The organism is Nocardia sp. NPDC004573, assembly GCF_053602135.1.
The window spans coordinates 57,775-77,562 of record NZ_JBSGDA010000005.1 but is presented as its reverse complement, the minus strand read 5'-3'; the positions used below and the strand labels follow the sequence as shown (position 1 = coordinate 77,562).

The window sequence follows — 19,788 nt, the reverse complement described above, 5'->3', positions numbered from 1 at the left end:
TAGCCGCATGCAGATCGGAATATTTACCGGCGTGACCGATGAAAGTATCGGTCCGGCCGACCTTGCCCGAGCAGTGGAAGACCGTGAATTCGAGTCGTTGTTCGTTGCTGAGCACACGCACATCCCGGTCACTGTCACAACCCCGTACCCCGGCGGGGGCGAGATTCCACGGGACTACTACCGGAATTTCGATCCGTTCATCACGCTGGCGTTCGCCGCCGCTGTGACCCAGAAGATACGGATCGGCACGGCTGTGGCGTTGGTTGTTCAGCGCGATCCGATCACGTTGGCCAAGGAGGTGGCGAGCCTGGACCTGGCATCAGGAGGGCGTTTCGAGCTGGGCGTTGGCGTCGGCTGGCTGCGTGAGGAAATGCGCAACCACGGTACCGATCCCCGAACACGAGTTGCGCTACAGCGGGAACGACTCCTTGCGATGACGACTATCTGGACAGAGCAGCAAGCCGAATTTCACGGCAAATTTGTCGATTTCGACCCGTTGTACTCGTGGCCGAAGCCGGTCCAGCAGCCGCGCCCACCGGTTTGGCTCGGTGGCTGGGGGCCATCCACACATGAACGCATCCTCGACCACGCCGACGGGTGGCTGGCCCCGGTAGGTATTCCACTCGACGAACTCGAGAAGGGCGTCCGCGAGCTACAGGCTTTGGCCGACCGCCACGGCCGACCGCCGGTGCCGGTGATCGTGACCCTGTTCGATCCGCAGCGCGGTGACCTGGAATATCTGGCGGAGTTAGGAATTCATCGCACATTGCTGGGCATCGTGCCTGTGCTGCCACATGATGCAGCGCTTCGTAAGTTGGACCGGTTTGCCGAGGTGAGCCGTGGGATCGACCGCTGAGCGGAGCGTGCAGCGGTCAGAACAGTGTGTCGCGCACCCGCAGCGGACGTAGCCTGTGCGGGCCGAGCTGGGCGAGTTCGGCGTCGATGTCGACCTCGATGGCGCCGAAGCAATTGATGTTCTCGCTGTGCGCGGGTGAGAGGTGGGCCAGCACATCAGCGTCGATGCGGCGGCCCTGACGGCGAATCTGGTCCACTGCGAGCCCGTAATACTCTGTGGTTCAGGCGATTACCGCGTTCGTGGCCAGGGTCCGGAGTTGAAAGGGCAGTTTGTCGCGATCTGCTGGATTGGGCAGATTTTGGCGGGGATACCTGATCCGAAGCCTGGTTATATCGCGCCCTGGGACCAGTTGCCCGAGTGGCAGCAGAGGACCGATATCGGGATTTTCGAGGCAATTGAGCGACGAGTGGCGGCCTCGGAGTCCTCGTAACCAGGCCCACCGGACACGTCCTCGAACGTGCGAGCGGGCACCGAGTGCTCAGGGTTGCGCCACGTGCGAACGGAGGACACGTTTGAGGACCTTGCCGTTGGCGTTCCGGGGTAGTGCCGCTACGACCTCGAGGCGGCGCGGGAGCTTGTAGCCTGCCAAATAGGTCCCGGCCCACGCGATGATCTCGGCGGGGTCGATTTCAGCGATGCCGTCGGGGACGACGAAGGCGTGGCCGACCTCGCCGAGACGGGCGTCGGGAACGCCGATCACGGCGGCCTCCGCGAGGTCGGGGTGGGTACGAAGGATGCGCTCGATTTCGGCGGGGTAGACGTTGAAACCGCCCACCACGAACATGTCCGTGCGGCGGTCGGTGATGCGCAGATAGCCGTCGGCGTCCAGGGTGCCGATGTCGCCGGTGTGCAACCAGCCGTCGGCATCGATCGCGGTTCTTGTCGCGGCGGGGTCGTCGAGATAGCCGTGCATCACATTCGGGCCGCGAACCACTATCTCGCCGGGCTGGCCGACCGGCACAGGCTGCCCGGCGTCGTCCACGACGTGAATTCGCACCTCCGGCAATGCTTTTCCTACGGTCTCCCCGAGCTGGATCGCAGGGGCATCGGGTGGGCAGAGCGTGGCGACACCAGTTGATTCGGTCAGTCCGTATCCGGTGAATACTTCTCCGGCCCCCAGTTCACGGCGGATTCGCTCCACCAACTCGGTCGGCACGCTGGAACCACCGGTGCCCGCCAGGCGCAGCGAGCTCAGGTCACAATCGGCGCGCCGGTCGTGGGCGAGCAGGTCGTGGAAGAGCGTCGGCGGACCGGTCAGCACGGTGATCCGCTCGCGCTCGATGACACCGAACACCCGCTCCGGATCGAAGTGGTCCACCGGCACCATGGTGGCGCCGCGCAGCAGGCACGCGATGATCCCGGCCTTATAGCCGAAGGTGTGGGCGAACGGGTTGACCAGCAGATATCTGTCGTCGCCGGAGAGGGTGACCGCATCGGCCCAGTGGGTGAAAGCCTCGATCGTCTGCCGGTGTGTGATCGGCACGCCTTTCGGTGCGCCCGTGGTGCCGGACGTGAACAAGATGTCGGAGATCGACTCCGGTGCCACGGACGCGCTCCGCGCGTCGGCTTCCGCGACGGTTATCACCTCGCCGAGGACGAGGAAGCGAGCCCACGGGAGCTCCTCGGGTCTGTTCTCGCGGGACTCGTCGAGACATACGACGGTCCGCAACTCCGGCAGCGCGCGCCCCGATGCCCGCAGCATTCCCGGGTAGTCGTTGCCGAGGAAGTCGCCCACGGTGAGCAACATGCGGCACCGGCTACGAGCGAGGATGCCCGCAGCCTCCGGACCGCGCAGTCGAGTGCCGAGAGGAACCAGCGTCGCGCCCGCACCGAGCACGCCGAGCGCGGCGATCACCCACCGCGTGGTGTTGGGCGCCCAGATCGCCACCCGCTCGCCGGGCCGCACCGACTGCGCCATCACCGCCTGTGTGACACGCCGCGCTGCCGCGGCGAGTCCGGCGTAGGTGAGCTGCCCTTCCGGTGACGCCACCGCGACCCGCGTGCCGTCCCGCCGCGCCCGTTCGGCCAGCACCGCCGGAATCGTCGCGAGCTCACCGGTCGCTGCACCGCGTCGATCCATGCCGCGATCGTGCCGCATCGACTGTGCGACGCGGTGTGATCGCGGCCGGATATCCCGTTGACCGGGAATTCTTTCCCGGTCACGCGTTCGCAGCGGCCGCGCGCGACCGCCGCAAGTGGGTACAGGCAAACCGATCGAGCGACGGTGGCGATGACCAGCAGGGCCACACGACACGCCGTGTCCGCTCGGCTCATCGGAACCGTCCTGCTCAGCGGGACCGCGGGTACGGCAGGTGACCGAGGGCACGGCAGGCTCGAAACGAGCGACAGGTGTGTGCGCCGCGGTTCGCGTCCGGTCCGGCACGGGCCGGTGTCCGAGGTTCCGAATCGCGCTGGGGCGCGGAGTGTTCAGTGAGTGCTAAGGAGTGACATGACAGCCGGAGCAGAGCTAGTGGAGCGAAACGACGAGGCTGCGGGCGCGGGGCCGGTCGTCGAACTCGACGGCGCCTGTTTGCTGTCCCGCGAACGCATCGGCGGGAAGGCCTGGAGCGTCAACCGCATGCGCGCGCTCGGTCTGCCGGTGCCGCCCGCGTTCGTCATCACCATCGAGGGATGGGCCGAATTCGCGGCGCACGGGGAGATCGGCGAGGAGGTCTGGCGCGGGGTCCGGACCGGCATCGCCGCCTTGGAACGCGGCACCGGGAGGAGCTTCGGAGCCGGCGCACGTCCGCTGCTGGTGTCGGTGCGTTCGGGCGCCGCGGTGAGCATGCCGGGGATGATGGACACGGTGCTGAACCTCGGCATGAGCGACGCGGTCGCGCGGGCGCTGGCGGCGGAGACCGGGAATCCGGGCTACGCGGTCGATACGCGCGAGCGGTTCCGGACCCAATATCGTGAAACCGTGCTGGGTGACCCCGCCGGTGCGGTGCCGGAGGATCCCTGGGAGCAGTTGCGGGCGGCGATCAGCGCGGTGTTCCGGTCCTGGGATTCACCTCGGGCGCAGACGTATCGGCGCAATCGCGGCGTCTCCGGGCCCCTCGGCACCGCCGTGACGGTACAAGCCATGGTCTTCGGCAATCTGGACGAGAGATCCGGCACCGGTGTGCTGTTCAGCCGCAACCCGAACACCGGCGAGCGCGCGCTGTTCGGCGAATGGCTGGTCGGTGGGCAGGGGGAGGACGTGGTGTCCGGCCGGACCACCCCGCGACCGCTCGATGAACTGGCCACTGTTCTACCCGAGGTGCACGCCCGACTCGTCACGGCCGCCGACTTGCTGGAACGCGACGGCCGCGACATCCAAGACATCGAATTCACCGTCGAGTCCGGCGCCCTGTGGCTGTTGCAGTCCCGCGCCGCCAAGCGATCGGCGCGGGCAGCGGTGCGCGCCGCGGTGGCGATGGCCGAGGAGGGACTCATCGGCGCGGAGGAAGCGCTGAACCGGGTCACCGCCGAACAGGTGCGGACCGTGCTGCGTCCGGCGACCGGCGAGTATTCGGGGACGCCGCTGGCGCGCGGTGAATCCGCGTGTCCCGGGCTGGCTTCCGGCGTCGCCGTCAGCGATCCGCATGAGGCGGAGCGTCGCGCGGAAGCCGGCGAGGACGTGATTCTCGTGCGTCCCACCACCAGCCCCGATGACCTGCACGGCATGATCGCCGCCCGGGCGACCGTCACCGGGTTGGGCGGCGCCACCTCGCACGCCGCGCTGGTCAGCCGCGAGATCGGCAGGCCGTGCGTGGTCGGCTGCGGCCCCGGCGTCGTCGCGGCACTGGCCGGTCAGGTGGTGACCGTCGACGGTGGCGCGGGCACGGTATGGCCCGGGCGGGTCGCTGGCAAGCCCGTCGACGCGAGCACCCTCGCGGACGTCGGCCGACTGGCCGATTGGGCGGGCACCGACCTGGACGGGTTGGCGGCGCGGCTGGACGCGCGGGCGACCGAGGGCGCGCCGAAGCCGGACGTGGCGCCCCCGGCAACGGTGACGGAAATTCCCGAACTCGATCTGCTGCGGCTGATCGGAATCAAAGGCCGGGCGGCCCACGACGCGCTGGCCGCGGGCGTAGGGGCCCCGGCCGAGATCGTCGCCGCTCGATGCGAGGATCTGGTGGCCGGAGGCTGGTGCGCCGCGACGCCGATCGGTGTGCGGCTCACACCGGAAGGCAGACAGCATTTGGAGGGCCTGCTGGCGACGGAACGACGAACGGTCGACCGCGCCGAAATCGCCTCCGTCTATGCCGAATTCTGCGAATTGAACGGAGTTTTCAAAGAAGTCGTCACCGCGTGGCAGATGAAGGATCCGGCCACCGTCAACGATCATGCCGACGCCGACTACGACGGTGCGGTACTGACCCGATTGGCCGACCTGCATCGCGCCGCGCAGCCGCTGCTGCGGCGGATCGGCGCGGTCGCACCGCGGCTGGCCCGGTACTCGGCCCGGTTCGCGCACGCGATCGAGCGGATCGCGGCCGGTGATCACGCCTGGGTCGCCCGGCCCGTGCTGGACAGCTACCACACCGTGTGGTTCGAGCTGCACGAGGACCTGATCGGACTGTGCGGCCTGAGCCGCGCCGACGAGGCGGCGGCCGGCCGTGCCCACTGACATCGCGGGGGAGTCGACGGTGCCCGGTGACCGATGGGTCGAATTCGCGCAGATCGATAACGTGCGTGATCTGGGCGGGCTCCCGGTGCAGGGCGGGAGCACAACCCGATTCGGCGTGGTCTACCGTTCCAGCACGCCGCAGAATCTCACCGAGTCCGATATGGCGAAATTGCTCGGACCGATCGGTCTGCGCACCTTGATCGACTTACGGCTGCCCGACGAAGTGGAGCGCGAGGGCTACGGACTGCTGGCCACGGCCGACGTGCGGCGGGTCTGCCTCCCGGTGCGGAAGTCGCCGCAATCCTCGCTGGCGGCGCGCGATCTGGTGCCGGACTCCACCCGGGTCGATCTGGTGGACCTGTACCAGAAGCTGCTGGCGGGCAGCGCCGACTCCATCGTGGCGGCGGTGCGGCTCGTCGTCGACGCCGGCCGCCATTCGGTGCTGTTCCACTGCGCCGCGGGCAAAGACCGCACCGGAGTGCTCGCAGCGGTGCTGCTGGACGCGGTGGGCGTACCGCCGGAGGCGATCGCGGCCGACTACGCGCTGACCGGTGAACGCATGCACCGAGTCCGCGACCGCCTCGACGCGCTCCCGTCGTACACGGGGCTGCCTCCGGTCGGCACCGGCATCCTCGGCGTCGAGGCCGAGGTGATGGGGCGTTTTCTCGCGAACCTGTCCGCCGAACACGGCGGCGCCGCCGAATGGTTGCTGAGCAGCGGTCTCACCACGGTGGAGCTGGCGCGACTGCGTGAAGTGCTGATCGCGCCGGAATAGGACCCGCGTGTGCGGCGCCCGGCAAACGGGCGTAGCGGTGGCGGGACGGGCGGATCTCACCGATGCCCAGCGGGCGCGGTTGGAGCCGTTGCTGCCTCGTGGGAAGAAGCGGGACGCCCGCCTGTGTGGACCAAACGGCAGTTCATCGACGGGATCCGGTGGCGGACCCGGATGGGTTGCCAATGGCGGGAGTGCCGCCGCAGTACGGATCCTGGTCGGCGATCCATGGATTGTTCCGCTGGCAGCGCGACGGGATGGGGCTGGTGATCTCGAGGCTGTTGCAGGTCTTCGCTGAAGCGGCGGGCGCGATCCGGTCGCGGGCCAGCGTGGACTGTTTCAACCAGTTCGAACAACACCGTGCCGTGGCCACCAGACACGACAAGCTCGCCGTCCGCTACCTGGCCACGATCCCCGTCGCCGCGATCAACCAATGGCTCCGCACCAAGTGCGAGCGGGCAACTCGGCCCACTCACCTCACTTCGACGCAGAATCCGGTGGTGCCGTGCACGAGCACTCGAGACCGAGCAATTCAAGATCGAGCAATTTAAGATCAAGCAACATGCGGCAGGATGAGGAAGCGGCCCAACTACGACGCGGTGCAGTTGAGGAAACCAACGATGTCGTGCGCGGCAATCTGATCAAGACCCTTGTGGACCGGTGGCCGGAAGATCCGCAAACCCGTGCTCTGCTGCATGATCTCGTTCATGTCGACGGTTTTGCCCACAATCGCAGGGGTGTGGTGAAGCTCCTGGTCAACCAGTGGCCAGATGAGCAAACCTGCGTGGAACTGAGGCGAGTTGTGACGACCGATCCGGAGCGTTCGGTCATGAAAGCGGCGGCCGAATGCCTCATCGAACTCCGGCCGGGCGACGCGATGTCCTGGATGCACGAGGACGTGAGGTCGCAGGACCCGGGCGTGCGCAGGCGGGCACTGTGGACCTTGCGAACGTTCTGGAAGGACCACCCCGACACGCTTACCGCGATCCGCGATTGTCTGACGAGTGACAGCTCGGCCGAAGTGCGATACGAGGCGATGAACGCTCTGGAAGACGGTGCCGATCCCGGCACGTTCGTTCTCGCGCTGCAGGCAGTGGTCGATCCCGATGCCAAGGTGCGTGCGGCCGCGGTCGACGCTTTGGGCACATACCCGACGGTAGTCACGACTGCGATAGCTCAGGCGCTGTACGAGCGGGTCACCACCGACGACGATCCGAACGTGCGCGAGGCAGCACTGCGGACAGCCTCGCGGCGCAGGAATTCGAGGGTGCTGTGGCCCAACCACCCCGAGGCGATCAGCGGACTTCGGGAATACGTTGCGGCTGATCCCTTTACCAAAAGTCGCCGGTTCGCGGTGTATCTCCTCGAGCATTTCACCGACGACCCCGAGGTCCGGACGCTGCTGCGCGGGATCGCCGAGCACCATCCCGACGATCGAGAGCGTGGCACGATGATGTTCAAACTGTCCGCAAGCGGTCACGACGATCCCGAAACGAAGGAGATGGTGCGGCGCATGGCGGTGGTCGACCCGTCCTGGAAGGTTCGCGCCCACGCTGTCCAAGAACTCGATTGGCAGGACGACGGCCCCGACCTGGAACTGCTGCGCGACCGCGCTGTCGCGGACACCCACGGAAATGTCCGCGGCGCGGCATGGGAAAAGTTGGCCCTCTGGTCAGACCGGGAGGATATTGCCGCCCTCATGCGCCGCCGTTCCGCTGACGATCCCGACCCCGATCTCCGCGCCCAACTACTCGTCGAGATTGTGCACGACCCCCAGCACGCCGCGGACCGCACCCCCACCGTCACCTATCTGGCCACACGTGTCGAACATGACCTCGACGCCGACGTCAGACAGCTTGCGGCCGACCTCGTGGCCGATCTCACCAACGGCGAGAAGAACATCCAGAAGCGTGAGGTCGGAACCAGGCACCGGTGGGACTCGGACTGGTACTGACCATCCGAACAATCGCGATATCGCGGTCGATCTCCTTCCACTCGGCCCACCTCACCTCACTTCGACACAGCGGGTCGGACGACTGAGCGGTCCGGTGGACAACGATCCACCGGACCCACTCTTGGTCTTCGACTATCGAGCCAGCAGTTTCGATTTCAGCGCCTCGAGCGTCGCACTGTCCACGCCCAGCCCCTCGGTGACGAACCGGTCGAACGATCCGAAGGACGCGCCGGCCTGGTCGAACGCGGCGTCGAGGAAGTCGCGCTGCACGCCGAGGATCGGATCGAACAGTGCCGGGTCGGTGACCAGGCCCTTGGCCACCAGCCCGTCCATCAGCGCCTTGTTGCCCGCGGCCAGGTTGTCGTTCGATTCCAGATAGTCCTTGTAGACCTGTCCCTTCGGCACGCCGAGCGCCGTCATCAGGATCGCGGTCATCCATCCGGTGCGGTCCTTGCCTGCGGTGCAGTGGAACAACACCGGACCGCTCGCGTTGGCGACATCCCGGATGGCGGTGCCGAACTGAGCGCGCGCCGTGGCGTCGGTGACCAGCCAGCGGTAGTAGTCGCGCATGATGCCCGCGGCCTTACCGTCGCCGAAGGTCTGTTGCTGCACGGCCGGACCGCCCTGAATCGCTCTGCCCACCATCAGGTAGAAGTCGTTGGCCGGGTCGTACACCGGACGCGCGAGCGCGGGAATCGACGCCGGAAGCTTGTCGGGGTTGGCTCCCGACTCGTTCGGGCTGCGGAAATCGATCACCGCCGTGATGCCCGCCGCCACCAGCTTCTGCTGATCGGCGGCGGTGAGCTTGTCGAGGGCGTCGGTGCGGAAGACCACGCCGGTACGCAATTTGCCATTGCCCTGGGTCGGGTAGTCGCCGATGTCCCTGGCATTCGGTGCCGTCGAGAGCTGCATGGAGCGGTCATGCGCTGTGTGCACGATCGCAGGGCCCGCGAAGGCGGTGGTGGTGGACGGGAACACGGCGATCAATGCGGCGGCGACACCGGTCATCGCCCCGCGTAGAGCACGCGAAATCGTCACTGAATCATTCCTTCCATGGGGTCGCGGCCCGGCGACGCCGAACCGGTAAGGGGCCGGGATGCGCCACCCCGGCCCCGGCTCAGGCGTCGACGAGCAAGGTGAGCGTGCCGGCCGACCCGTCGACGCGTACGCGCTGACCGTCCGCCAGCCGCGTGCTGGCGGTCTTGGTGTCGACGACGCAGGGAATGCCGAATTCCCGGGCCACGATGGCGGCGTGTGAGGCGGAACCGCCGATGTCGGTGACCACCGCCGCGGCGTAGGCGAACATCGCGGTGTGCCCGGTGTCGGTGACCGAGGCCACCAGGATGTCGCCCGGTTCGATGTCGTCGTCCGAGGACAGCACGCGTTTCACAGTGCCCTCCACGACGCCGGGGCTCACTCCGATGCCGGTGAGGCTGTCTCCGGGCGTCAACGCGTCCGCGTCCGGGAGCGGTTCCCAGTCGCCCGCGATCACATCGGGCATGCGGACGCCCTGCAAGCGGGTCAGTTCCGCGCGCCGTCGCGCTACGCGGTCGGTCACGTCGGCGGGCGCCCAGAGGATCTCGTCGAGGGTGAGGAAACAGGCGTCCTCGGCCTGTTGCAGCAGCCCTTGCCGGACCAGCCGTTCGGCCCGCTCGCGCACGGCGAGACGCAGGCAGTGGGTGTACCGGACGACGGCGTCGCGGACCCGTTCGCGCGCCATGGTCGCGCCCGCCGCCATCCGCGCGGTGCGGCTCGGTGACGGGTCGACCGGTTCCCGCTTGGGCGCGGGCATTCGGGCGGCGCGAGCGGCGGCGGTCACCAGCAGTTCGGGCCGGTCGCCGAAGGTGGGGTTGATCAGCTCACACTCGCCCGGGCCGCGATGCCCGATCCGGCGCAGCTCCTCGTCCAGCGCGGCGGAGAACGCCGGGGAGGCGGCCCGCGCGGCGGCGACATCGCCCGAATGCGCCGCGTCGCGCAACGCGGCGTCCGCACGGCACAACGCGGCGAGGCGTTCCACCGCGAGCATGGTCCTGGCCGACTCCAACTGTTCCAGGTCGATGGGCACGTCGGCGGCTTCCTTGCCGCGGGAGTGGATGGCAGTGGCCGCGCCGGTCATCATCACGCCGATGGACGCCGCCGCCCAGGACTGGTTCAACCGGTCCCGCCACAACAGGGCCCGCGCGTGCAGTTGCTCGTCGGTGAGCTCGCGGATCGCGGCGGCGCCCAGTGATTCCTGATGCGCCGCCGCGTTGATGCCGTCGGTGGTCTCGCGATAGCGCAGCGCGGTGCGCAGTACCCGGCCGGCCGCGCGCCAGGTGGCGCGGGTGCTGGCGAAACCGGTCGGGGTGGGCGGCTTGCCGTGCGGAGTCAGTGAGATCTCGGGGGGAATGTTGCCGTAGACGTCACGACGGATGCTCTGCTCGTCCCAGCCCGGCATGTTCTCCGCGGCGAGTACCCCGATGGAGGCGTTGATGTAGATGTGGTGCCCGAGCACGGTGGTGACCCGGCTGGTCCAGTGCTCCAGCGCGATCCCGTCCAGCGCGATCATCCTGCCCATGGCGGCGTTGGCCAGCCGGATCGCGCCCGCCTGCAGATCAACGGTCAGCGGCGTGAGTGGTCCGGGCAGCGCTTCGGACGTATTCGTCGCGGTGTGCACCGGGTAGGCCGGATCGACGCGATCGTCGAACTCGCCCTCGAGACCTTCCGGCGCCACCGACACCAGGGCGTGGCCGTCCGAGGTGGTCGCACGACTGGGAACCACGTAGCCGGGCAGCGGAATCGCCCCGGTGCGTGCGACGAGTTCGTCGCCGTCGACTTTGCGGCCCACCAGTCCGCGGACGACGTCCGCCGCGGCTTCGGACGCGGTCCACCCGCAGCGGAATCCCCATTCCGCCTGTGCCGCAGTGGGATCCACCTCCGGCACAGTCCGATCGCGTGCCATCCGCCGGACCGATCGTGTACCCGTCGCCGCACGGATACGATGCACGTCCGCGCCGGAGACCACGCCGGGCGCGGCCAGTTCGACCACGCCGACGCGCGCGGACTCCGCCGCCAGCACCAGGAACCGTTCGAAGTCGTCGGTGTGCAGCATCTGGAATCCGCTCGCTCGGCGAGAACCGACGAGTCGCCGCAGGATTCGCCAGCTCTCGCGGTCGACGCGTCTGCCCGCGACCGGGGCGGTGCGCACGATCAGAGCCCGCGCACCGCTGGATCGCACGATATCTTCGGCGGCGGAATCCGTTCCCGCCACCGTGGGAACCACGATGCGCGCACCGGCCGCTCGGGCTGCCGCCGCGCTCGCGGCGAGCGAACCGCCCAGATGCACCACCACCGCGCACTCGGCGACGGCGCGCGCACAGCTCGCCGGATCGTCCGGGTCACCGGTGATCACCTGGACCCGGGGATCGACGTACCGGTGCCGCACACGGTCCGACCCGACGACGTCGTGGCCCGCGGCCAGCAGCATGCGCGCCACCGCGCGGCCGGTCGGATCGGACACTCCGGTGACCAGGACCCGCATGAATTCTTCCTCCTCGCTGGCGCCCACGCAGACGTGACGCCGTTCACACACCATCGCCACCCGGCGTGCCCGCGACGGTCCGCAGTCCCGCTGATCGGGACCGGAAGGTCGCTCACCAAGATGGGCGCCCGGCCACCGAGCGCCGAGCGGGAAGGTCGACGTATGAGTGATCGGAATTCGGTCGTGCCGCGGGCCGCCGCCGATGTGCGCGCCTACGACATCGAGACCGATGTGCTGGTGGTCGGTTACGGATGCGCCGGCGCGGCCGCGGCGTTCGAGGCGGCAGCGGGCGGCGCGCAGGTGCTGATATTCGATCGGATGGGCGGTCCCGGAGGCGCGTCGGCGCTGTCGGGCGGCGAGATCTATCTCGGCGGCGGCACACCGATCCAACGGGCGTGCGGGTTCGACGACGACCCGGCCGCGATGGCCGCGTTTCTCTCCGCCGCGCTCGGCCCGGGCGCCGACTCGGTCAAGATCACGCGTTACAGCGCGGACAGCGTCGCGCATTTCCACTGGCTCGCCGAGCGCGGCGTGCCGTTCAAACCCAGCCTGTGGGATGCGCCGGCCTGGGTCCCGCCGACCGACGACGGGTTGATGTGGCTGGGGGAGAACAGCAAGCCGTTCGCCGACCTCGCCGCGCCCGCGCCCCGCGGCCATCGCCCGACCGCCGCCGATTTCGGCGGCAAGTTGCTCATGGACTGCCTCGCCGAGGCCGCCCGATCCGCCGGTGCGACAGCGCTTTTCGACACCAGGGCCGCCTGCCTGATCGTGGCCGGTGACGGCACGGTCGTCGGCGTTGTGGCTCGGCGGTACGGCACGGAGCTGACCATTCGCGCCCGTCGCGGCGTCGTGCTGACCACCGGCGGATTCGTTGACAACGACGCCATGCTCGCCGCCCACGCGCCGCGATTGCTGGGACACACCAAGGTCAGTGCGGGCACCGACGACGGCAGCGGCATCCGGATGGCGCAGGCGCTCGGCGCGGCGGTGCGGCACATGTCCGCGGGGCAGGTCGGCATCTCGCTGGTTCCCGGTCTGGCCGCGCGCGGCATGGTGGTGAACGAGCACGGGCAGCGGTTCGTCAACGAGGACACCTATCCCGGCCGGATCGGCCAGGCGGCGCTGTTCGGGCAGGGGATGCGGACCTGGGTCGTGCTCGACGAACGAGCCTTCGACGAAGTGCCGGAACCACAGCGCTGGGGTGTGCGGCCCACCCACGTGGCGGACACGCCCGAAGAACTCGCCGGGCTGATGGGCGTGCCCGCGGCGGCGCTGGCCGACACCGTCCGTCGCTACAACAGCCACGCCGCGCACGGCACGGATCCCGAATTCGGGAAGGCGCCGCGCTGGGTGCGGCCGCTCACGCCACCGCTGGCCGCGATCGATGTCCGGGCGGGGGTGCGGCCGCCATCGGAGTCCGGCGATCGCCGCGGAACCGGCGCGTCCGTCTTCACCCTCGGCGGTCTGCACACCTCGGTGGACGGCGCCGTGCTCGACATCGACGGCGGCCCGATCCCGGGATTGTTCGCCGCGGGCCGCGCCGCGAGCAACCTGCACGGCGAGGGCTACATCAGCGGTACTTCACTCGGCGACGGCACCTTCTTCGGCCGCCGCGCCGGCGCCGCCGCGGCCCGCGCCAACTGATCCGGGTGGTGGGTTCCGGTCATCGGGATGGATCGGATCCGACGGCACCGCACCGGCCTAGCGTCGAAAGACGGCACTACGAGGAGGACTACCGCATATGACCAACAAGGTGCTCGATCGGATACGGGATCTGCTGCCCGCGATCCGAGAGCGAGCGGCCGACGCCGATCTGCAGCGCAGAGTGCCCGAGCAGAGCATCCGGGAGCTGACCGAGGCGGGGGTGTTCCGCATGCTGCAGCCGTCCCGTTTCGGTGGCGACGAATCCTCACCGGTCGCGTTCTACGAGGTGATCCGCGCCATCGCCACCGCCTGCCCGTCCACCGCTTGGGTGTCGTCGGTGCTGGGCGCGCACCCGTGGCAGCTGGCGCTTTTCCCGCTGCACGCGCAGCAGGACGTGTGGGGCGCCGATCCGGACACGCTGGTCTCGTCGTCGTACGCGCCGACCGGCAAGCTCACCCCCGTCGAGGGCGGCTTCGAGATCAGCGGTCGTTGGAGCTTCTCCTCCGGGTGCGATCACGCCCGCTGGGCGTTCCTCGGTGCGGTCGTGCCGGACGACGAGGGGGGAGCGGAATACCTGACCGTTCTGGTGCCGCGCACCGACTACCGGATCGAGGACGTCTGGCATGTGTCGGGGTTGTCCGGCACCGGCAGCAACGACATCGTCATCGAGCACGCGTTCGTGCCCGCGCACCGGACCTACAGCGCGAGTGAGCAGGCCGAGCTGCGCGGGCCCGGTCAGGAGGTCAATACCGCTCCGCTGTATCGCATCTCGTTCGGCGCGGTGTTCTCCAACACCATCACCGCACCCATCATCGGCGCCGCCCAAGGCGCGTACGAAGCGCACATCGAGCGCATGCGCGAGCGGGTGCGGATTTCCTACGGTGGGCAGAAAGCCGCCGAGGATCCGTTCGCGCACGTCCGGGTCGCTCGCGCCGCCTCCGAGATCGACGCGGCCGTGCTGCAGATGGAGCGCAACATCAGCGAACAGCTGCGCTATGCCGAAGCGGGGGAGGAGATCCCGTTCGAACTGCGGGTGCGCAGCCGGCGCGACCAAGTGCGCGGCACCGAACGCGCCATCGAGGCCATCGACCTGCTGTTCGACAACTCCGGCGGTCACTCGATCCGTAAGCCGAATCCGATCGAACGGCACTGGCGAGACGCGCACGCCGGCAGCGTGCACGTCATCAACGACGTCGAGCGCGCGCTGGTCCTCTACGGCCGGGACGCGTTCGGGCTGCCGGTGACGGATCGGATGATCTGATGACGCTCACCGCCGAGAACACCACGCGCTGGAGCGCGACGGGCGGTCTCCGGTTGCGTTATCACGAGGCGGGGTCGGGCGCGCCGCTGGTCTTGCTGCACGGCTCCGGACCGGGCGTGTCGGGCTGGGCCAACTTCGGCGCGAACCTGCCGGTGCTGGCCGAACGGTTCCGGTGCCTGATCGTGGATCAGCCGGGCTTCGGCGCGAGCGGTCGCCCGGCGGTGTACGAACGCAACTACCTGCGCATCTCCGCCGACGCGGTGCTCGGACTGCTCGATGACCTCGGCTTGGATCGGGTACACCTGCTGGGCAATTCGATGGGCGGCGCCGTCGCGACGCTGCTGGCGCTGGAACATCCCGAGCGGGTCGACCGGCTGGTGTTGATGGCGCCCGGCGGCGTCGGGGTCAACGTGCTGGGGCCGGAACCGTCCGAAGGCATCACCCGGTTGCTGGAGTTCAGCGCCGATCCCACCAGGGAGCGCCTCACGCCGTGGCTGCGCACCATGGTGTCGGATCCCGCGACGTTGACCGAGGAACTGGTCGATGCCCGGCTGGCCGCCGCCGCGGATCCCGACGCCATCGCCGCGCTACGCGACGCCTACGCGACGTTCGCCGATCCCGCGCTCGCCGAACCTGTCCCGCTGTGGGCCCGGTTGCGCGGCCTGCGTCCGGAGACGCAGATCCTGTGGGGACGCGACGATCGGGTGACACCGGTGGAGGCGGCGCTGTTGCCCGCACGCCAGATACCGAATGCCGATCTGCGCGTGTTCGCCCGCTGTGGTCATTGGGTGCAGATCGAGCGCAAGTCGGCGTTCGAACGCGCTGTCGCCGACTTCCTCACCGGCGGGTTGTGATCGCGGCCCACGTCGATCACACCTCGTGATCGCGGACCCATCCCGCGATCTGGGTCCGCGAGGTGAAGCCGAGCTTGGTGAGGATGTGCTCGACGTGGGTCTCGGCCGTGCGCACCGAGATCACCAGGTCCGCGGCGATGCGTTTGTTGCTGTGGCCCGCGGCCACCAAGCGGGCGACGTCCTTCTCCCGGCGAGTGAGGACGTCCGCCGCCTGCGGATCGGTCGCGGCGGGCCGCGGCGGTCGCGCAGCCGCGGGCGCGCGACCCAGCGCGTAGTCGATCGCCTCGCTCAGCGACAGCGTCGCGCCGCTGTCGAAGATCTCCTGGAACACGCGCTCGCCCAGTGCTTCTCGCACATGGCCCCGCATCTTGTCACCCAGCACGCCGGTGATGGCGTGGGCCAGGCGCACCGTACTCCGAGCGAGGATCTCCGCGGCGCCGAGCAGACGTGCGGCGCGTTCGAAGTCGGCTCGGGCCACCGCCGTCCAGGCCAGTCCTTCGAATCCGGAGGCGAGCCAGACGCACCGGTCGAACAAGCTGAACATTTCGATCGACCGGGCGAGATAGCCGGTGGCGGCGTCCTGATCGCCGCGTCGCCAATGGTCCAGGCCCATCGACCACTGCGCCAGCCCGCCGAGCAGAGACGGTCCCCGCTCCGTGGCGACCCGCAGGAGCCGCTCGGCGAAAGCGGTGGAGCGCGCGTCGGTGAGCACCAGCGCGCACACGAAAGCGAAGGCGAGACTGTCCATCTCCATCGCGTGGTGCCCGCATTCGGCGGCCAGGTGCGTCGCCGTCTCGGCCAATTCGAGGGCGCGAGCGGTGTCGCCGTCGTTGAAAGCGAGCAACGCGGAGTCGAGCATCGCCTCCGCGAGAATGTCGGGAGCGTTGACTCTGCGTGCCAGCGCGACGCATTCGTCCACCAACTGCCGCGCGGATACGCGATCGGACAGCAGCGCCGCGAGTGAGGCGGCCGCGGAGAGCCCGCGTGCGCGCAGCTCGGTGGGTTCCTCGAGCTTCGCCAGCGCGTCGGTCAGCCAGCGGTAACCCTCGGTGAGGAAACGGTTGTGCTCCCAGAACGGCCGTAGCACCGCGGCCATCTCCAGCGCCGCCTCCGGTGCGTCACCGAGGCCGAACTGCAGCGCCGCGCGTAGATTCGCGTGCTCGCGGTTCAGCTCGCGGAACCAGACGACGTCGTCGGAACTCCAGTACGCGGTCCGGCCGCGCAGCGCCAGCCGCCGGTAGTGATCGCGGTGACGCGCTCGGATCGCGGGCTCGTCTCCCCGTTCGGCCAGCCGGTCGTTGGCGAACTGGCGGATCGGCTCCAGCATCGAGTACCGGCCGACATCACCGTCGTAGCGCAGGCTGAGCACCGATTTGTCCACCAGGCCGGTCAGGGCGTCGAACAGCGTCCGCGCCCCAGGAGCAGGCAGGCACACGGCTTCGGCGGCGTCGATGTCGAAGCCGCCGGAGAATACCGACAGCTGCTCCCACACCCGCTGCTCGGCCGGGGTGCACAGGTCGTAGCTCCAGCGGATCGCCCCCTCGATGGTCTGCTGTCGTTCGGGCGCCAGGCGCGGCCCGGCACTGAGCAGGCCCATGGTGTCGTCGAGCCGGGCGAGGATCTGTTCGGGAGTGAACATCCGGAAGCGCAAGGCGGCCAGTTCCAACGCGAGCGGAATACCATCCAGCCTGCGGCAGATCGCCGCCAGTGCGTCCCGGTTCGCGGGCGAGGCCGCGAAACCGGGGTTGGCCGCGCCCGCCCGCTCGGCGAGCAGCCGCATCGCATCGCTGTCCTCGGTCTTTCCGTCCGGCAGCGGCAAGGGAGCCACAGGCATGACCTGTTCCCCCTGCACGCCGAGCACCTCCCGGCTGGTCGCCAGCACCCGCACCTCGGGAGTGCTGGCGACGATTCGGCCTACGAGTTGTGCGCAGGCGTCGATCAGGTGCTCGCAGTTGTCGAGGATCAACAGCAACCGTTTGTCCGCGAGGAACTCGGTCAGCCGCCGCAGGGGCGTCGCCGTGTCGTCGCGCAGCGCCAGCGCCTCCGCGACGGTCACCGTCACCAGATCCGGGTCGTGCACGTCGGCCAGCTCGACCAGCCACACCCCGTCCGGGAACGCGCGCGCGACCGCCACGCCGACCTGTCGGGACAGCCGGGTCTTGCCGACGCCGCCCGGACCGAGCAGCGTGAGCACCCGGGTCGTGGGCAGCAGACGCTTCGCCGCGGCGAGTTCCTCCCGGCGCCCGACGAAGCTGGTGACCTCGGCAGGGAGGTTGCCGATGGGACGCCGCGCCATGGGTGTCAACCCTAGGTACCGCGCGTGGCGCGCAAGAGCATTCTGGACAAATTCAACTCCGCTGGGCGTGCCCGCGTGGTCCGCCGGTGCGGGGGTCGCGATGGTGTCCCCGGGACAGCGGACCGATCGAACCGTTGCCGCTCATCGGACGGCGACAGCGGTGTCGACCTCGGTCAACTGGTGGCGCATGCGGTCGCGCTTGGCGCGCAGATAGCGCACGTTGTGCTCGGTGGGGCGGGCCTGCAACGGGATTCGCCGTTCGACGGCGATGCCGTATTCGGTCAGGCCCGCCTGTTTGGCCGGATTGTTGCTGAGCAACCGGACCGACCGCACACCCAGGTCGGCCAGGATCTGCGCCGCGGCGCCGTAGTGGCGGGCGTCGACGGGCAGCCCGAGCCGCAGGTTCGCGTCGACGGTGTCCGCGCCCCCGTCCTGCAGCTCGTATGCGCGCAATTTGTTCAGCAGCCCGACGCCGCGTCCCTCTTGGCCGCGCAGGTACACCACGACTCCGCGGCCTTCGGCGGCCACGGCCCGCAGGGCGGCGTCGAGTTGCTCGCCGCAGTCGCAGCGCAGGGAACCGAACGCGTCACCGGTGAGGCATTCCGAGTGCACCCGGGTCAGCACGTCGTGCTCGCCCGGTGCGCCGAACACCAGCGCGAGATGCTCGGCGTGGTTCGTCGCGTCCCGGTAGCCGATCAGCCGGAACTCGCCGAACGGGGTCGGCAGCCGGGTTTCCACGATCCGGGCGACGCCCGGTTCGCGCCGACGGCGGTAGTCGACCAGGGCGGCGATGGAGATGATCGGGATCCCGTGCACACGGGCCATGGTCAGCAGCTCCGGCAGTCGGGCCATCGACCCGTCCTCGCGGACCACCTCGGCGATGACACCGGCCGGGCGCAAACCGGCCATCCGCGCCAAGTCGACGGCGGCCTCGGTATGCCCTCGCCGGCCGAGGACCCCACGCGGGTGCGCTCGAAGGGGGAACACGTGCCCCGGGCGGGTGAGATCCCGGGGTGTGGCGGTGGGATCGGCCAGCAGGCGCATGGTGTGCGCCCGGTCGGCGGCCGAGATGCCGGTGCCCACACCCGCCGCCGCGTCCACCGAGACCGTGTAGGCGGTGCCCTTCGGGTCCTGGTTGACCGCCGTCATCGGCGGTAGTTCCAGGCGGTCCAGGTCGTCGCCCGCCATGGGCACGCACAGCACGCCACTGGTGTGCCGCACCAGGAATCCGATGTTCTGCGGGGTCGCCATCTCCGCGGCGAGCACCAGGTCGCCTTCGTTCTCGCGGTCCTCGTCGTCCACCACGAGCGCCATGCCGCCGCTCGCGATCGCCGCCACCGCGGCAGGCACCGTGTCCAGTTCACCGGTCATCGTCCGCCACCTCCATATGCCTAATAGAAATATGGCGAGGCTGGAACAACCAGGCGGCGTCTCACTCAGTGAGGCGATCGATATCCGTGAGCAGTTCGCGGGCCAAGTCGACCTCGGCCTCGTAGTGCCGGACGCACCAGCGCAGCACCAGTGCCGGATAGGCCCAGTCCGGATTCGTCTCGGCGCCTTGCGCGTCGGCTTCGGCGCGCTTGCGCATCTTCTCGGCGTAGGCGATGTGTTCGGTGAGGATGTCACGCAGCCGGTCGGGCTCGGCGAGATTGCCGAGCCATGCCCGCAACATCACGCTGTGCTTGAGCACCGGCGCCTCGACCGGCGCGTGATTGACCCAGTGCGCGGCCGCCGCACGGCCTTCCGGCGTGATGGCGTACATCCGTTTGCCGCGTACGCCGTCCTCCTGCACGACCGCGCGGGAGCTGGCGTAGCCGTGCTTCTCCAGGCGCTTGAGTTCGGCGTAGATCTGGCTGAACGACGGGCTCCAGTAGAAGAACTGCAGACTCCAGTCGGCCCATTTCTTCAGGTCGTAGCCGGAGAGTTCGTCGGCGTGCGAAAGCATGCCGAGCACGGCCCACGCGGTGGTCGGCAGGTCGGGCACCGCGGGTGTGCCGCCATCGGTCATGGTCGGACTGT

At 69.1% G+C, this 19,788-nt stretch carries 13 protein-coding genes and 2 pseudogenes; 8 read left to right on the top strand and 7 right to left on the bottom strand.

What is annotated here, in order from left to right; all coding sequences use genetic code 11:
* The first annotated feature begins 7 nt into the window (after positions 1-7).
* The gene (locus ACWEKR_RS10075; protein WP_452354187.1) at positions 8-856 is read left to right on the top strand and encodes an LLM class F420-dependent oxidoreductase; all 849 of its coding nucleotides are present in this window, start codon (positions 8-10) and stop codon (positions 854-856) included.
* A 16-nt stretch (positions 857-872) separates the two neighbouring features.
* On the opposite strand, the pseudogene ACWEKR_RS10070 reads toward ACWEKR_RS10075, so the two are convergent.
* Positions 873-1,106 (bottom strand): annotated as a pseudogene (locus ACWEKR_RS10070) (Tn3 family transposase); the annotation flags it as partial.
* 228 nt (positions 1,107-1,334) lie between these two features.
* On the bottom strand, positions 1,335-2,936 hold the full coding sequence (locus tag ACWEKR_RS10065; RefSeq protein ID WP_452354186.1) for a FadD3 family acyl-CoA ligase: 1,602 nt from the start codon (positions 2,934-2,936) through the stop codon (positions 1,335-1,337).
* Between the two features lie 369 nt (positions 2,937-3,305).
* On the opposite strand from ACWEKR_RS10065, the pseudogene ACWEKR_RS10060 reads away from it, so the two are divergent.
* The 4 genes and pseudogenes from ACWEKR_RS10060 to ACWEKR_RS10045 all read left to right on the top strand — a co-directional run.
* Positions 3,306-4,841, top strand: a pseudogene (locus ACWEKR_RS10060) (pyruvate, phosphate dikinase); the annotation flags it as partial.
* Between the two features lie 616 nt (positions 4,842-5,457).
* On the top strand, positions 5,458-6,243 hold the full coding sequence (locus ACWEKR_RS10055; RefSeq protein ID WP_452354185.1) for a tyrosine-protein phosphatase: 786 nt from the start codon (positions 5,458-5,460) through the stop codon (positions 6,241-6,243).
* A gap of 182 nt (positions 6,244-6,425) precedes the next feature.
* Complete coding sequence (locus ACWEKR_RS10050; RefSeq protein WP_452354184.1) at positions 6,426-6,791, top strand: hypothetical protein; 366 nt, start codon at positions 6,426-6,428, stop codon at positions 6,789-6,791.
* Positions 6,792-6,802: 11 nt separating this feature from the next.
* Positions 6,803-8,194, top strand: a complete 1,392-nt coding sequence (locus tag ACWEKR_RS10045) for a HEAT repeat domain-containing protein (protein WP_452354183.1) — start codon at positions 6,803-6,805, stop codon at positions 8,192-8,194.
* A 132-nt stretch (positions 8,195-8,326) separates the two neighbouring features.
* On the opposite strand, the gene ACWEKR_RS10040 is transcribed toward ACWEKR_RS10045, so the two are convergent.
* Positions 8,327-9,232 carry a tyrosine-protein phosphatase gene (locus ACWEKR_RS10040; protein WP_452354182.1) on the bottom strand — a complete coding sequence of 302 codons (906 nt, stop codon included), beginning with the start codon at positions 9,230-9,232 and terminating at the stop codon, positions 8,327-8,329.
* Between the two features lie 79 nt (positions 9,233-9,311).
* Positions 9,312-11,714 (bottom strand): PEP-utilizing enzyme, encoded by a 2,403-nt coding sequence (locus tag ACWEKR_RS10035; protein ID WP_452354181.1) that lies wholly within the window; start codon positions 11,712-11,714, stop codon positions 9,312-9,314.
* Between the two features lie 162 nt (positions 11,715-11,876).
* On the opposite strand from ACWEKR_RS10035, the gene ACWEKR_RS10030 reads away from it, so the two are divergent.
* The 3 genes from ACWEKR_RS10030 to ACWEKR_RS10020 all read left to right on the top strand — a co-directional run bounded on the left by ACWEKR_RS10030 (position 11,877) and on the right by ACWEKR_RS10020 (position 15,473).
* Positions 11,877-13,358, top strand: coding sequence for an FAD-dependent oxidoreductase (locus tag ACWEKR_RS10030; protein WP_452354180.1), 1,482 nt, complete (start codon positions 11,877-11,879; stop codon positions 13,356-13,358).
* A 97-nt stretch (positions 13,359-13,455) separates the two neighbouring features.
* Positions 13,456-14,619 carry a 3-hydroxy-9,10-secoandrosta-1,3,5(10)-triene-9,17-dione monooxygenase oxygenase subunit gene (gene hsaA / locus ACWEKR_RS10025; protein WP_452354179.1) on the top strand — a complete coding sequence of 388 codons (1,164 nt, stop codon included), beginning with the start codon at positions 13,456-13,458 and terminating at the stop codon, positions 14,617-14,619.
* The gene (locus ACWEKR_RS10020) at positions 14,619-15,473 is read left to right on the top strand and encodes an alpha/beta fold hydrolase (RefSeq protein ID WP_452354178.1); all 855 of its coding nucleotides are present in this window, start codon (positions 14,619-14,621) and stop codon (positions 15,471-15,473) included. Before hsaA ends, ACWEKR_RS10020 begins: the two co-directional genes overlap by 1 nt.
* 16 nt (positions 15,474-15,489) lie before the next feature.
* Here the strand turns inward: ACWEKR_RS10020 and ACWEKR_RS10015 are convergent, their stop codons facing one another.
* From ACWEKR_RS10015 to ACWEKR_RS10005, 3 genes are all read right to left on the bottom strand, one after another.
* Positions 15,490-17,769: a LuxR C-terminal-related transcriptional regulator gene (locus ACWEKR_RS10015; RefSeq protein WP_452354177.1), complete on the bottom strand. Its 2,280-nt coding sequence runs from the start codon at positions 17,767-17,769 to the stop codon at positions 15,490-15,492.
* A gap of 141 nt (positions 17,770-17,910) precedes the next feature.
* Positions 17,911-19,140, bottom strand: a complete 1,230-nt coding sequence (locus ACWEKR_RS10010; RefSeq protein WP_452354176.1) for a bifunctional 3,4-dihydroxy-2-butanone-4-phosphate synthase/GTP cyclohydrolase II — start codon at positions 19,138-19,140, stop codon at positions 17,911-17,913.
* A gap of 61 nt (positions 19,141-19,201) precedes the next feature.
* Positions 19,202-19,777 carry a PadR family transcriptional regulator gene (locus ACWEKR_RS10005; protein WP_452354175.1) on the bottom strand — a complete coding sequence of 192 codons (576 nt, stop codon included), beginning with the start codon at positions 19,775-19,777 and terminating at the stop codon, positions 19,202-19,204.
* Between the last annotated feature and the right edge of the window lie 11 nt (positions 19,778-19,788).